The following is a 14264-nucleotide window of genomic DNA, read 5'->3' as shown; positions in this document are numbered from 1 at the left end:
TCAAAAACACCCTGAAAATCACTTCAACGCAGCCCGAATCTGTTCCAGCACGTCCTTGGCACTCGCCGGAATCGGCGTACCCGGGCCGTAGATGCCTTTCACGCCGGCCTCGTACAGCATCTCGTAATCCTGTCGCGGAATCACGCCGCCGACAAACACGATGATGTCATCGGCGCCCTGCTTCTTGAGCTCGGCGATGATGGCCGGCACCAGTGTCTTGTGGCCGGCCGCCAGCGTGGAGACGCCCACCGCATGCACGTCGTTCTCAATCGCCTGGCGCGCGCACTCTTCGGGCGTCTGGAACAGCGGCCCCATGTCCACGTCAAAGCCCAGGTCGGCAAAGGCCGTGGCCACCACCTTGGCGCCGCGGTCATGGCCGTCCTGGCCGAGTTTGGAAATCATCACGCGCGGGCGGCGGCCCTGCTCTTCGGCAAATGCGTTGATTTCGGTTTTGAGGGTTTCCCAGCCTTCGGCGGAGTCATAAGCAGCAGCGTACACACCGGTCACCTTTTGTGTATCGGCGCGGTGGCGCCCGTAGACTTTTTCTAGGGCATCACTGACCTCACCCACCGTGGCGCGCAGGCGCACGGCCTTGATACTGAGGTCCAGCAGATTGCCGTTGTTATTTTCGGCGGCTGCCGTCAGTGCGTCCAGCGCGGCCTGCACCGCCGCATTGTCGCGGCTGGCCTTGATGGCCTTGAGCCTTGTGATCTGCCCGTCGCGCACCGCCACGTTGTCGATGTCGCGCGACTCGATGGCGTCTTCGGTTTTGAGCTTGTATTTGTTGACGCCGACGATGACGTCCTTGCCGCTGTCGATGCGCGCCTGCTTTTCAGCGGCAGCCGCTTCGATCTTGAGCTTGGCCCAACCGCTGTCGACGGCCTTGGTCATGCCGCCCATGGCCTCGACTTCTTCAATGATGGCCCAGGCAGCGTCAGCCATGTCCTGCGTGAGCTTTTCCATCATGTAGCTGCCGGCCCAGGGGTCGATCACGTGGGGGATATGGGTTTCTTCCTGGATGATGAGTTGGGTGTTGCGGGCGATGCGGGCGCTGAACTCGGTGGGCAGTGCAATCGCCTCGTCAAACGAATTGGTGTGCAGGCTTTGCGTTCCGCCAAACACGGCCGCCATGGCTTCGATGGTGGTGCGCACCACGTTGTTGTAGGGGTCCTGCTCGGTCAGGCTCCAGCCGGAGGTCTGGCAGTGCGTGCGCAGCATCAGGCTCTTGGGGCTCTTGGCGTTGAAGCCTTTCATGATGCGGCACCACAGCAGGCGCGCGGCGCGCATCTTGGCGACTTCAAGGTAGAAGTTCATGCCGATGGCCCAGAAGAAACTCAGGCGCCCGGCGAATTCATCCACGTCCAGGCCCTTGCCCAGCGCGGTTTTTACATACTCTTTTCCATCGGCCAAGGTGAAGGCCAGCTCTAGCGCCTGGTTGGCACCGGCTTCCTGCATGTGGTAACCCGAGATCGAGATCGAATTGAACTTCGGCATGTTCTGCGCCGTGTATTCAATGATGTCGCCAATGATGCGGATGCTGGGCTGCGGCGGAAAGATGTAGGTGTTGCGGACCATGAACTCCTTGAGGATGTCGTTCTGGATGGTTCCGCTCAATTTGTCCTGGCTCACGCCCTGCTCTTCGGCCGCGACCACATAGCCGGCTAAAACCGGCAGCACCGCACCGTTCATGGTCATGGAGACGCTGACCTTGTCCAGCGGGATCTGGTCGAACAGGATTTTCATGTCCTCGACCGAATCAATCGCCACACCGGCCTTGCCCACGTCGCCGGTCACACGCGGATGGTCGCTGTCGTAACCGCGGTGCGTGGCCAGGTCGAACGCCACCGACACGCCCTGCCCTCCCGCGGCCAACGCCTTGCGATAGAAAGCATTCGACTCCTCAGCCGTGGAAAAGCCGGCGTACTGGCGAATCGTCCAGGGACGCACCGCATACATGGTGGCCTGCGGCCCCCGAATGAAAGGCTCAAAACCCGGCAGCGTATTGGTATGGGGAAGGTCTTTGGTGTCCTCAGCGGTGTAGAGCGGCTTGACGCTGATGCCGTCAGGCGTCTGCCAGTTCAACCCGCCCACATCGCCGCCGGGCGCTGATTTGGCAGCGGCTCTGGCCCACACCTCGAGGCTGGCTGCGGGAAATTCAGGTTCTTTGCTGGGCTTGGACATGGGATGGGTTACCGTAACGGGTCTTCACGCCGGGCGTCGCGATGGGAACAGCATAGGCTCAGCATGAGAGGAAGTCATGAATCCGGTCAAGTTTACATCATTTATAATTATTGATGCAAAATTCAGTTTGAAGTAAAATGCCCACTAACTCGCGTGCAGCGCTGATCGAAAGCAACGCCCACTCGAAGCTTTCGCACATTCAAAACACACCTTTATGCCCATGGCCGCAGTGTCCCTGACCCCTCGAGCGCTTTACGAAGAAGTGGCGGAGCTTTTGCGCCAGCGCATCTTCAACCGCGAGCTGACGCCGGGCAGCTGGATTGACGAGCTCAAGCTGGCCGAGGAATACGGCATCAGCCGAACGCCGCTGCGCGAAGCCCTGAAAGTGCTGGCCACCGAAGGCCTGGTCACGATGAAAGTGCGCCGCGGCGCCTATGTGACCGAAGTATCTGAACGCGACCTGGCCGACGTGTACCACTTGCTCGCGCTGCTGGAAAGCGATGCGGCCAGCGTTGTGGCAACCCAGGCCACGCCTGCCCAGTTAAAAGAACTGCAAAGCCTGCACAACGAACTGGAAAAAGCCGTTGCCAATCGCGAACGGTTCTTCGAGATCAACGAAGCCTTTCACATGCGCCTGCTGGAAATCGCCAACAACCGCTGGCGCGACCAGATGGTGGCCGATTTGCGCAAGGTGATGAAGCTGAACCGGCACAACTCGCTGCTCAAAAGTGGCCGCATTGAAGAGTCGCTTGCCGAGCATCGCGCCATCATGCAGGCGCTGTCGTCAGGCGACGCGAATGCCACCGCGCAGCGCATGCGGGAGCACTTCAGGAACGGACTGGAAGCGGCGGCCTGACAACCTGGCCTTCGGCCGACCCCTGAATGGAATGGAATCAGGCCTGCGGCACCGCCTCCCAGTGCTGCACCACCTTGCCATGTTTGTCCACACTTTCAAGCAGGACGGGAAAACCCCAAAGGCGCGCAACATGCTTGATCACCTCCTGGACATCGTCGGTGAGCGTTCGGTCGTTGTGGCGGCTGTGGCGCAAGGTCAGGGAGCGGGTCCCGCGTACGTCAACGTCCCAGACCTGTATGTTGGGCTCGCGGTAATTCAGGTCATGCTGGCGCGACAGCGCCTCGCGTACATGCCGATAACCCGCGTCGTCATGAATGGCCGCCACTTCAAGCTCGGACCTGCTCGCGTCATCCACCACTGAGAAGAGGCGGAATTCGCGTATCAGACGCGGCGAAAGGTATTGCCCGATGAAACTCTCGTCGCGGAAATGCCGCATCGCGTAGTCCAGCGTCTCCAGCCAGTTGGAGCCGGCAACGTCCGGCAACCACTGCCGGTCTTCTTCCGTGGGAGATTCGCAAATGCGTTTGAGGTCGCTGAACATGGCAAACCCCAGCGCGTAGGGGTTGACGCCGTTGTAGCCCGGATGTGTCACCGGCGGCTGGTAAATGACATTGGTGTGGGACCGCAGGCATTCGATCATGAAGCCGTCGGTCAGCAAGCCCTCGTCGTACAGGGAATTGAGCAGCGTGTAATGCCAGAAGGTGGCCCAGCCTTCATTCATGATCTGCGTCTGGCGCTGTGGGTAAAAATACTGGCCGATCTTGCGCACGATGCGGATCACCTCGCGCTGCCATGGCTCCAGCAGGGGCGCGTTCTTCTCGATGAAATACAGGATGTTTTCCTGCGGCTCCGGCGGAAAACGGCGATGGGTTTTTTCGGCCGGCTTGTCGGCAGACCTGGGGACTGTGCGCCACAGGTCATTGAGCTGCTGCTGCAGATAAGCCTCGCGGTCCTTGCGGCGGGCTTCTTCCTCCGCCAGCGACAGCTTCTGCGAGCGCTGGTAACGGTCCACGCCGTGGCTCATCAGGGCGTGGCAGGAATCCAGCAGTTGCTCGACCGCCTCCCAGCCGTGGCGCTCTTCGCACTCGGCAATGTAGGCCCGTGCGTACACCAGGTAATCGACGATGGCGCCGGCGTCGGTCCACATCTGGAACAGGTAGTTGCCCTTGAAGAAGGAGTTGTGGCCGTAGCAGGCATGCGCCATCACCAGCGCCTGCATGGGCATGGTGTTTTCTTCCATCAGGTAGGCGATGCAGGGGTTGGAATTGATCACGACTTCGTAAGCCAGCCCCATCTGGCCGCGTCGGTAATTTTTTTCCGTCGAGATGAACTCTTTGCCGAAGGACCAGTGCCGATAGTTCACCGGCATGCCTACCGAGGCATAGGCATCAATCATCTGCTCGGCCGTGATGACCTCGAGTTGAACCGGGTAGGTGTCCAGGCCGAAGGACTTTGCCTTTCGCGCAATCTCGCCGTGGTAGAGCTCGATCAACTCGAAGGACCAGTCGGATGGGCTGGGCAGGCAGGCATGCCGGCGCCCGGTGCCGGACAAGCCAGGCGCCGCCACTTCGGCAGGCTTTTTTGCGGTCTTTGTCATGGCTTGGCGCCTTTTTTGAACAACTCCCTGAACACCGGGAAAATTTCGTCCGCAGCTCCGACCTTGCGCATCGCGAAATTCCGGTTGTCCTCTTGCACCTGGGTGTACTCCTCCCAGAGGTTCTGGTCCTCTTCACCGACCTGGACATAGGCGAAATACCGCGACACCGGCAGCAGCTTGCCGACCAACAACTCGCGGCAGCGGGCCGAGTCCTGGTGCCAGTTATCGCCGTCCGAAGCCTGGGCACCGTAGATGTTCCAGTCGCCGGGAGGGTAGCGCTCCTGGATGATCTGGTGCATCAAGGCCAGTGCGCTGGACACCACGGTGCCGCCGGTTTCGGTGGACTGGAAGAACTCCTCTTCGGACACCTCGGCGGCCTGGGTGTGGTGGCGAATGAAGATGACGTCGGTTTTCTCGTAATGCTTCCTGAGGAACAGGTACAGCAGGATAAAAAACCGTTTGGCGATGTCCTTGCGCGTTTCGTCCATGGAGCCCGATACATCCATCAGGCAAAACATGACCGCCTTGGCACTGGGCTGCGGCACTCTGACCCGGTTGCGGTAACGCAGGTCGAAGGGATCAAAAAACGGGATAGTCTTGAGGCGCCGGCGAAGCGCGTCGACTTGTGTCCTCAAGGAAAGAATCTCGTCAGGCAAATCCGGCGCGTCGCGCAGGGCCAGCGCCAGCTGCGCCTCCAGTTCATGCACCTGCCGCCGCGTCTCCCCGCCTATGGCGATGCGCCGGCTGAGCGCGACCCGCAGCGAACGCACCACGTGCAGGTTGGTTGGCGTTCCATCCGAGATGAAGCCGGCACGGCGGGATTTCCATTCCGGCGCATCGGGCAAAAGCTGGGTACGTATGAGATCGGGCAGCGCAAGGTCGTCAAAGAAGTACTGCATGAACTCTTCGCGTGTGATGCGAAAGACAAAGTCGTCTTCCCCCGCGCCGTCGGGACTGGCCTCACCGCCCGACCCGCCGCCGCTGCCACCCTGCGGCCGCGCGATGTGATCGCCGCGCACGTATTCACGGTTGCCGGGGTGCACGGTCTCGCGCGTGCCGCCGGTGTGCCCAAACACCGGCTGGTAAACATCGCGCCGCGGCAATGTGACGTCTTCGCCCTGTTCGATGTCATGGATGCTGCGGCCCGCGACAGCACGGCGCACGGCGTCACGTATCTGCCCGCGGAATCGGCGCAGGAAGCGCTCGCGGTTGCCGATGGACTTGTTCTTTCCCGCCAACCGCCTGTCAATGACTTGCTGGAGCACAGTGATCTCCGGTCACATACACATGACTACACCTGACACAGGACGCGCCGCCACGGCGCGCCGTGGGCCTCAGGAACTCTTGCGTACCCGCAGGTACCAGTCGCACAGCAACCGGACCTGCCGCGTGGTATACCCCTTGGCGACCATGCGGTTGACGAAGTCTTCGTGTTTTTGCTGCTCGTCCGCGCTGGCCTTGGCGTTGAACGAAATCACCGGCAACAGGTCTTCGGTGTTCGAGAACATTTTTTTCTCGATCACGGTGCGGAGTTTTTCGTAGCTGGTCCAGACCGGGTTCTTGCCCGCGTTGTTGGCGCGTGCGCGCAACACGAAATTGACAATCTCGTTACGGAAATCTTTCGGGTTGCTGATGCCGGCGGGCTTCTCGATTTTCTCGAGCTCGGCATTGAGCGCCGAGCGGTCGAAGATTTCACCGGTATCGGTATCGCGGTATTCCTGGTCCTGGATCCAGAAATCGGCGTAGGTCACATAACGGTCGAAAATGTTCTGCCCATATTCCGAATAGGACTCCAGGTAGGCCGTCTGGATTTCCTTGCCGATGAACTCGGCATAACGCATGGCCAGGATTTCCTTGATGTAGGCCAGGTACTTCTGCTCGGTCTCAGGCGGGAACTGCTCGCGCTCGATCTGCTGCTCCAGTACATACATCAAATGCACCGGGTTGGCCGCGATTTCGGTGGAGTCGAAGTTGAACACCTTGGACAAAATCTTGAAGGCAAAGCGCGTCGAGATCCCATTCATTCCCTCATCGACGCCCGCATAGTCGCGGTATTCCTGGTAGCTCTTGGCTTTCGGATCGGTGTCCTTGAGGTTTTCACCGTCATACACCTGCAGCTTGCTGAAAATGCTGGAGCTCTCGGGCTCCTTCAGGCGCGTCAGCACAGCAAACTGCGCCATCATCTTCAAGGTGCCGGGGGCGCAGATGGCGTTGCGCAGCGAGGAGTTGTGAATCAGCTTTTCATAAATCTTCACCTCCTCCGACACGCGCAGACAATACGGAATCTTGACGATGTAGATCCGGTCCAGGAAAGCCTCGTTGTTCCTGTTGTTCTTGAAAGCCTTCCACTCGCTTTCGTTGGAGTGCGCCATCACAATGCCGTCGAAGGGAATGGCGCCAAAGCCCTCCGTGCCCTTGAAGTTGCCCTCCTGGGTGGCGGTCAGCAAGGGATGCAGCACCTTGATGGGCGCCTTGAACATCTCGACAAATTCAAGCAGGCCCTGGTTGGACAGGCACAGGCCGCCGGAATAGCTGTATGCGTCGGGATCGTCCTGGGCGTAAGTCTCCAGCTTGCGGATGTCGATCTTGCCGACCAGCGAAGAGATGTCCTGGTTGTTCTCGTCGCCGGGCTCTGTTTTGGAAATGGCGCACTGCTTCAGGATAGAAGGAAAGCGCTTGACCACGCGGAACCGGCGAATGTCGCCACCGTACTCCTCGAGGCGCTTGACCGCCCACGGCGACATGACCCGCTGCAGGTAACGCGGTGCAATGCCGTACTGGGATTCGAGCAGCGGAAGGTCCTCTGCATTATTGAACAGGCTCAGCGGAGACTCATTAACAGGCGAGCCCTTCAAGGCGTAAAAAGGTACCTGCTCCATCAGCTGTTTGAGCCGCTCGGCGATGGACGACTTGCCGCCGCCCACCGGGCCGAGCAAGTACAGAATTTGCTTTTTCTCTTCCAGGCCCTGCGCGGCATGGCGGAAGTAAGAGACCACCTGCTCGATGGGATCCTCCAGGCCGTAGAAGTCGCGGAACGCCGGGTAGATCTTGATGACCTTGTTGCCGAACAGGCGCGACAGGCGCTGGTCATGCCGGGTGTCCAGCAGTTCAGGCTCGCCAATGGCGGCGAGCATCCGCTCAGCCGCAGTGGCGTAGACGAGAGGACTGCGCTTGCAGGCGTCGAGGTAGTCCTCAATGGACAGCTCCTCTTCTCGCGTCTGTTCATAACGCGTCAGAAAATTACGGACGACATCCATAAAGCCTCCTTTGCGCGCGGGAACCGAAGCACCCCGACTCGTGATGGAAATCTGCTTCAGATTCCGCGCAATGCATCGACTGTTATCTCACACCATGCGATTGATAGATCGCAGCGTCAACGGAAAGTTCCAAGGAACAATCGTCTCCATTATTTTCCAAATGCGCGAATAGGTACAGCGTATTTTTTAACGAATGCGGACGATATGTATGCGTGTGTGCACTATGTCGGCACCATCGCACGTCTGTCTTCATGGTCGTTGAGTTTGCTATTTTTTTAATAGCTCAGTGCGCAGGCAATCAGGCAGCTTTGAATGTTTTGTTGAAGAATGCAAAATCGCTGGCCGCGATTCATTTCAAACCCGGAGCGCATTCAACAGACAAAAATCACACACACGCATTGCATGGACAAACAGCAGGCCACTAGCTGAAGTCACCAATGCGTGTCAGGAATTTCAAGTGCCTTCTGTCAGTATCGGCCCTGAATGTTTTTTAGTCAGCCCCTTGTCGGCGCCCGTTACAAAAAATACGCCCGGCAATATCAATGCAGCACCCAACGCGTGGTGCCAGCCCAACGGTTCGCCCAGCACAACCCAGGCAGCCAGTGCCGCATAGAGGGGGCCCAGGTAAAGCGACACCGCCACACGGCTGGCGCCCAGGATTTTTTGCGCCCAGCCGTAAATCCAGTACGCGCCCAGTCCCGGCACAATCGCGGCCACCACGATCAGCCACAGCCCGTAGCCGCTTAACGGCAGGACATCAGGCCGCGACATTTCCCACACAGTCAAGGGAAGCAACACCAGGCTACCGCCTGCGCAGATGGCCGCCAGCCGGGCCGTGGCGCCAAGCGGGCTGGGCCACTGCTTTTGCAGCAAGGCATAGGCCGCCCATGACACCGTGGCAGCCACGATCCACAGGTCTCCCGCCGAGAACTGCACACCGGCCAGTGCCGTCCACTGGCCTTTGACCACCACATGCAGCACGCCGGCAATAGCCAGCACCACGCCCAAGCCCTGGCGCAGGCCCAGGCGCTCACCAAGCCAGATCACCGCCCCCAGACCTATCAGCACCGGCGACGCCGCATAAATAAGCGCGATATTCATCGCACCAGTGGAACGTGCCCCCTGGTAGACCCAAGCGCCACAAATCACCATGCCCAGGGTGCCCAGCACCAGGTACTGCCACCACACCTTGGCAATGTGGCTGCGCTGGCGCCACAGCTCGGACCGCGTGAGCACCAGCAGAAACAATGCCACCAGGCCCCAGCGCCCGAAAGCCAGCAGATAGGGGCCTATCACGCCCGGCGCCTTGCGCGCCACAATGTAGTTGACCGTCCAGAGCGCCGGTACCAGCCAGAGCAAGGCCAATGCCTGGCGCGCCTGTTTTTGCGCGGAATCAGGCATCGGCCATGGTGGTGGTGTCGACAAGCACTGATGGCGATAAAGCCGGCATTTCGTGTGCCAGCGCCATCACGGCATGCGGCGGCAAGTCGCGCAAGCGGTGGTCGCTCCAGACCTGGCGCCAACGCCGCGCACCAGGCAAGCCGTTGCGCAGACCCAGCATGTGGCGCGCAATGGCGCTCTTGGGCGTGCCATGCTCGGCAGCCTCGCGCACCATGTAGTCACACATCTGCGACTCCACAGCTTCACGGGTTGGCAGGGATTCGGCAGCGCCGAAGAAGGCGCTGTCCCAGGAAGCCAGCCACCAGGGGTTGTGATAGGCCTCACGGCCGATCATCACGCCGTCGAGCACGTTTAGCTGCTGTGACACCTGTTCCAGCGTGTTCAGGCCACCATTGATACAGATGACAAGGTGCGGAAATTCCTGCTTGAGGCGATGCACGAGCTCATAACGCAGCGGCGGCACCTCGCGGTTTTCCTTGGGGGAAAGGCCCTTGAGCCAGGCATTGCGCGCATGCACGATAAAGACCTTGCAACCGGCCTCGCTCACCGTACCCACAAAGTCGCGCACAAACTCATAGCTTTCAGCCTTGTCGATGCCGATGCGGTGCTTCACCGTGACCGGCACATCGACCACATCGACCATGGCTTTCACGCAATCAGCCACTAGCTGCGGCTCGGCCATCAGGCAGGCACCGAAAGCCCCGCGCTGCACGCGCTCGCTGGGACACCCGCAGTTGAGGTTGATTTCGTCATAGCCCCATTGTTCGCCCAGCTGCGCGCAGCGCGCCAGATCCACCGGCTCGCTGCCGCCCAGCTGTAACGCCACGGGATGTTCTTCGGCGTTGAAGCGCAAGTGGCGCTCCACGTCACCGTGGATCAAGGCACCCGTGGTCACCATTTCGGTGTAAAGCAAGGCGTGGCGCGACAGCAACCGGTGAAAGTGGCGGCAATGCCGGTCGGTCCAGTCCATCATCGGCGCCACGCTCAGCCGCCAGGGATGGCCCGGCAATGCGGCAGAGGCGCCAGATGCAGGCGCAGCGGGAAATGGGAAAAGGGCTGACATAGCCCCATTTTCCCAGAAAGGACGCACCCGCAGCTGCGCAGGGTCTTGGCCTGCGCAACCGGCTGAAACCCTGTCAGACTTCAGCGGTCTTGAATTCGTCCATCAGCTCCATTTTGCGCTGGCTCAGCTCGTCGGCCAATGCAACCAGGTCCAGCCTGGACTTGCGGGCTTTGACGAACATTTCCTCGCGCTCTTCCTTCACGTGGTGGTCGATGTATTCGCCCAGTACCGTCACGCGGGCGTCATACAGGTCGTCTTCCGGGTCCATTCCCGATATCTGCGCGATCAGGTCCTTGGCCGTACCGTGCTCCACTTCCGCCTCGTCGAGCAGCGCGTCGTCGTTGATGGCCGCGCGAACTTGAGGATAGAAGATTTCTTCTTCAATTTGCGCGTGTACCGTCAGCTCCTGGCAGATCTTGTCGGCTACTTCGCGCTTCTCCTCGCCGGACGCATGGCTGTCGCATAACTTCCTGAATGTGGTGAAAAGCTTTTTAACGGCAATATGGTCGGCATCCAGCAGATCTACAGCATCGTGCTTTTTTGGAGGTGCTTTGCTCATGGGGATCCTCTTTGGGGTTAATGGTCAGTCTGTTTGTGGGTTGAAATTCAATGCGGCCGGCAAAACCAATCGCCCAGCCAATTTAGGCCGACGCTCGCGCGAGATTTGTGGGAAACCCGGGAGCGCTTTTGTAGGAATACAGGAACCTGGCGGAGCCGAGCGAAAACCGTGGCGGCCTTGCTGCAGAGGTCCGTCTAATTCGCCCGAACCCGCGCGCTGCGGGCTGCCAAGCGGGTAATATGGGCGGCTACACCTCTTCGAACAGTTCAGGCCCTGAAGTGCAGGAACAAATGACGCCGACCATGCCGCACAACTCCACCTCACACGCACACGTTCCGCCCACATTCCGGATACATCCGCTTGTCGCACTGCTTCCGCTGACGTTGCTAATCGCCTGCACTTCAGTACCGCTTCCGCCATGGACGCCACCCTCCACGCAGACTTCTGCGCCCTCACCAGCCCCAGCGCCCGCCGCGCAACGTCCTGCGCCTGTGGCCGCTGCGGTCCAGACCTCGCCCGTCGCGCCCCCAACAGCAACGGTCGGCCAACCCGCACCTTATAGCGACGCGGTTGCCGCGCGCTTTCCGGCACCCTCCGTTGTTTACAACACGCCAGGGCTTCAAGCCGGCCGCACCACGTTCACCACGCAGGCCGAGATCCAGGCATGGCTGCGCGAGCAGGCCGCCGCAGCTTCCCGCACGCCCGGGGTCAGGGCTGCCGTGCTGCCCATTGGCCGGTCACAGCGCGGTGAAACACTTGAAGCACTGGTCCTGACCCGCGCCGGCGGCACGGACCCCACGGTAATGCAGTCAGCAGGCAAGCCCACGGTGCTGCTGGTAGGCCAGCAGCACGGCGACGAGCCTGCCGGCAGCGAAGCGCTGCTGGTCATCGCTCGGGAGCTTGCCCAAGGTTTGCTGCAGCCTGCCCTGGACCGCATCAATGTGGTGATTGTTCCGCGCGCCAATCCTGATGGTGCAGCGAATGAGCAACGTGCGACCACAGGCGGGCTGGACATGAACCGCGACCACATGCTGCTCAACACGCCGGAAGCCCAGGCGCTTGCCAGGCTCGCCCGCGATTACCACCCCACCGTGGTAGTCGACGCCCATGAGTACACGGTCGTGGGCCGCTTCCTGCAGAAGTTCGGCAGCGTGCAGAAATTCGACGCGCTGTTCCAGTACGCCGCCACCGCCAACCTGCCCGAGTTTTTGACCAAGGCCGCGGAAGAGTGGTACCGGCGCCCTCTGCTGGCAGCCCTCAAGGGCCAAAACCTCACCACGGAGTGGTACTACACCACCTCAAGCGACCTGGCCGACAAAAAAATCTCGATGGGCGGCACCCAACCCGACACCGGCCGAAATGTTTATGGACTGAAAAACGCCATCAGCCTGCTGATCGAAACACGCGGAGTTGGCATTGGCCGCCTGCATATCCAGCGGCGCGTTCACACCCATGTGACAGCCATCACCAGTGCGCTGGCGAGCACCGCCCAGCGCGCGAACGAGCTGCAACAGCTGCGGCCCTACCTCGACAAGGAAGTCGGCGCCAAAGCCTGCAAGGAGGAAGCAGTCGTGGAGGCAGCGCCTACTTCCGCACAGTACGACCTGCTCATGCTCGACCCCGTGACAGGCGCCGACAAGACCGTGTCCGTGGACTGGGATTCTGCCCTTGCGCTGCGCGTCCTTAAAGCTCGCGCACGCCCCTGCGGCTATTGGCTGTCGGCGGCCTCCACCGTGGCCGTCGACCGGCTGCGGCTGCACGGCGTCCATGTGCAGCGCGTTGCCGAACAGGGTTCCATGCTCGGCGACAGCTATCGGGAGACTTCCAGCACCTCGGGCGAACGCCAGGACGTACGCGGCACCATCGCCGACGCCAAGGCCGTTCTCAAAGTCCAGGTCAGCCTGACACGCGGCGTGGTGGACGTGCCTCGCGGCAGCTACTACGTGCCGCTGAATCAACCGCTTGGCAACCTGGTGTTTGCTGCACTGGAGCCCGACACCCAGAGCAGCTACTTCGCCAACCAGCTCCTGCAGGGCCTGCAAAGCACGGTGCGTGTGATGGCTGAGCCGACCATCAAGCTGGAAGACCTTTAGCCCCCACGCTTTTCACTTCGTGTAATGCGCTGCCCCCCAAGGGGGCGCTGCGCCTGCGGCCCGGCAAAGCCGGTTCCGCGGCCCCTGCTGGCATAAGAGGTGAGCCTCGGGCCTGACTTGACGTCTGCGTCTGACAGGAAGAGGATGTGATTGCTGACCGGGAATTTACAGTTTTCGCGCCTTAATGATTCGTTGAACCAACGCAATGCATGAAAGGACTCGCCATGAAGAACTTCGAACTGACCAAAAAAATGCTCAGTATGGGGGGTGTCTTTTACCCCACCGGCTACGCCTTCATCATGTTCCCGAATCTTGAAGACGCCAGGCACGTGGCCCATGAACTGGAAATGGCCAGTAACGGCATCATGCTGCTGACACCGGAAGACATCCTCGAAGACATCGGCAAGGCGGATGGCCATTCGGACGTGAGCCTGCCGCGTGTCGGCACTGAGGGCGCAACAGTTCACAAGTACGTGGACCTCGCACGGGAAGGCCACCACGCGCTGATGATTCCGGTGCCGTCCAAAGACGCCACGGAGCGCATCATGGAAGTCGTGCGGAGGGTGCCTTTTTCCTATGCGCAGAAGTACCACAGCCTGGCGATCGAGGACCTGGAGTAACGCCTGTCCCGCAGGTGCCCAAGGACCATCGGGGCAGATTGAAAACCGGCCCGGGTTTAAGGCACACTGCGCCTCATGCCCCTGCCCAGCCACACGCCAGATCCATTCACTACAGCGCCCCGCGCCCGCCAGCTCATTGAACAGCTGCGGCTGAAACCGCATCCCGAAGGAGGCTGGTACTGCGAGGTGTTCCGCTCCACACAGCAAGTTGCGCCGCAGGACGGAAGACCGGTGCGCAACGCACTGACCTCTATTTACTTTCTGCTTGACGCCACACAGCACTCTCGCTGGCACCGCGTTCTTTCTGACGAAGTGTGGGTCCATCTGGAGGGCGCACCACTCGATCTCTGGACATGGAACGCGGAGGACAACCGCCTGAGCAGCACGGCGCTGGGCCCTGTCAGCGTAGCAACCACCCCTCAACACGTTGTAGAGGCCGGCCTTTGGCAGGCAGCCAGGCCACAGGCGAATGCCGCGATGGGCTACACCCTCATGGCCTGCATGGTGGGTCCGGGCTTTGATTTTTCCGACTTCCGGATGATGGAGCCGGGCGGCAACGAAGCCCGGCAAATCGCCGCCGACCATCCACAGCTGGCGCCATTGATCTAACGCTCAACAAGTTCAAAAACCCCGAGGA

General features: G+C 60.6%; 11 protein-coding genes. 4 read left to right on the top strand and 7 right to left on the bottom strand.

The window, feature by feature from the left end:
• Positions 1–18 precede the first annotated feature (18 nt).
• Positions 19–2181, bottom strand: coding sequence for a methylmalonyl-CoA mutase (scpA, locus tag AC1DY9_RS03180; protein WP_477665766.1), 2163 nt, complete (start codon positions 2179–2181; stop codon positions 19–21).
• Positions 2182–2401: 220 nt separating this feature from the next.
• Here scpA and AC1DY9_RS03175 point away from each other — a divergent pair, with 220 nt between their 5' ends.
• Positions 2402–3037 carry a GntR family transcriptional regulator gene (locus tag AC1DY9_RS03175; protein WP_457280400.1) on the top strand — a complete coding sequence of 212 codons (636 nt, stop codon included), beginning with the start codon at positions 2402–2404 and terminating at the stop codon, positions 3035–3037.
• Positions 3038–3074: 37 nt separating this feature from the next.
• On the opposite strand, the gene AC1DY9_RS03170 is transcribed toward AC1DY9_RS03175, so the two are convergent.
• The 6 genes from AC1DY9_RS03170 to AC1DY9_RS03145 all read right to left on the bottom strand — a co-directional run bounded on the left by AC1DY9_RS03170 (position 3075) and on the right by AC1DY9_RS03145 (position 10914).
• Positions 3075–4634: a SpoVR family protein gene (locus AC1DY9_RS03170; protein WP_457280399.1), complete on the bottom strand. Its 1560-nt coding sequence runs from the start codon at positions 4632–4634 to the stop codon at positions 3075–3077.
• Positions 4631–5905, bottom strand: a complete 1275-nt coding sequence (locus tag AC1DY9_RS03165) for a YeaH/YhbH family protein (RefSeq protein WP_477666032.1) — start codon at positions 5903–5905, stop codon at positions 4631–4633. Before AC1DY9_RS03165 ends, AC1DY9_RS03170 begins: the two co-directional genes overlap by 4 nt.
• Before the next feature lie 63 nt (positions 5906–5968).
• Positions 5969–7891, bottom strand: a complete 1923-nt coding sequence (locus AC1DY9_RS03160) for a PrkA family serine protein kinase (RefSeq protein WP_457280398.1) — start codon at positions 7889–7891, stop codon at positions 5969–5971.
• A gap of 453 nt (positions 7892–8344) precedes the next feature.
• A complete protein-coding gene (locus tag AC1DY9_RS03155) occupies positions 8345–9292 on the bottom strand; it encodes a DMT family transporter (RefSeq protein ID WP_457280397.1) in 948 nt (315 codons plus the stop codon).
• Entirely contained in the window at positions 9285–10355 is a 1071-nt protein-coding gene (gene dusA, locus AC1DY9_RS03150) for a tRNA dihydrouridine(20/20a) synthase DusA (protein ID WP_457280396.1), read from the bottom strand. The genes AC1DY9_RS03155 and dusA overlap by 8 nt, the downstream gene beginning before the upstream one ends.
• 73 nt (positions 10356–10428) lie before the next feature.
• Positions 10429–10914 carry a hemerythrin domain-containing protein gene (locus tag AC1DY9_RS03145; RefSeq protein ID WP_457280395.1) on the bottom strand — a complete coding sequence of 162 codons (486 nt, stop codon included), beginning with the start codon at positions 10912–10914 and terminating at the stop codon, positions 10429–10431.
• Positions 10915–11216: 302 nt separating this feature from the next.
• Here AC1DY9_RS03145 and AC1DY9_RS03140 point away from each other — a divergent pair, with 302 nt between their 5' ends.
• The 3 genes from AC1DY9_RS03140 (at position 11217) to AC1DY9_RS03130 (ending at position 14236) form a co-directional block, all read left to right on the top strand.
• Positions 11217–13007 carry a M14 family metallopeptidase gene (locus AC1DY9_RS03140; RefSeq protein WP_477666031.1) on the top strand — a complete coding sequence of 597 codons (1791 nt, stop codon included), beginning with the start codon at positions 11217–11219 and terminating at the stop codon, positions 13005–13007.
• A 224-nt stretch (positions 13008–13231) separates the two neighbouring features.
• Positions 13232–13627 carry an RNA-binding protein gene (locus AC1DY9_RS03135; RefSeq protein WP_457280394.1) on the top strand — a complete coding sequence of 132 codons (396 nt, stop codon included), beginning with the start codon at positions 13232–13234 and terminating at the stop codon, positions 13625–13627.
• Positions 13628–13702: 75 nt separating this feature from the next.
• The gene (locus AC1DY9_RS03130; RefSeq protein ID WP_457280393.1) at positions 13703–14236 is read left to right on the top strand and encodes a cupin domain-containing protein; all 534 of its coding nucleotides are present in this window, start codon (positions 13703–13705) and stop codon (positions 14234–14236) included.
• The last annotated feature ends 28 nt before the right edge of the window (positions 14237–14264 follow it).

It is taken from the genome of Polaromonas sp. P1_F6 (genome assembly GCF_056405695.1).
This window is presented reverse-complemented; position numbering and strand designations above follow the sequence as displayed.

Bases quoted from the DNA above. Each gene is read 5' to 3' on its own strand.
- scpA (WP_477665766.1), bottom strand. From the start codon at position 2,181: ATGTCCAAGCCCAGCAAAGAACCTGAATTTCCCGCAGCCAGCCTCGAG.
- AC1DY9_RS03175 (WP_457280400.1), top strand. From the start codon at position 2,402: ATGGCCGCAGTGTCCCTGACCCCTCGAGCGCTTTACGAAGAAGTGGCG.
- AC1DY9_RS03170 (WP_457280399.1), bottom strand. From the start codon at position 4,634: ATGACAAAGACCGCAAAAAAGCCTGCCGAAGTGGCGGCGCCTGGCTTG.
- AC1DY9_RS03160 (WP_457280398.1), bottom strand. From the start codon at position 7,891: ATGGATGTCGTCCGTAATTTTCTGACGCGTTATGAACAGACGCGAGAA.
- AC1DY9_RS03155 (WP_457280397.1), bottom strand. From the start codon at position 9,292: ATGCCTGATTCCGCGCAAAAACAGGCGCGCCAGGCATTGGCCTTGCTC.
- dusA (WP_457280396.1), bottom strand. From the start codon at position 10,355: ATGTCAGCCCTTTTCCCATTTCCCGCTGCGCCTGCATCTGGCGCCTCT.
- AC1DY9_RS03145 (WP_457280395.1), bottom strand. From the start codon at position 10,914: ATGAGCAAAGCACCTCCAAAAAAGCACGATGCTGTAGATCTGCTGGAT.
- AC1DY9_RS03140 (WP_477666031.1), top strand. From the start codon at position 11,217: ATGCCGCACAACTCCACCTCACACGCACACGTTCCGCCCACATTCCGG.
- AC1DY9_RS03135 (WP_457280394.1), top strand. From the start codon at position 13,232: ATGAAGAACTTCGAACTGACCAAAAAAATGCTCAGTATGGGGGGTGTC.
- AC1DY9_RS03130 (WP_457280393.1), top strand. From the start codon at position 13,703: ATGCCCCTGCCCAGCCACACGCCAGATCCATTCACTACAGCGCCCCGC.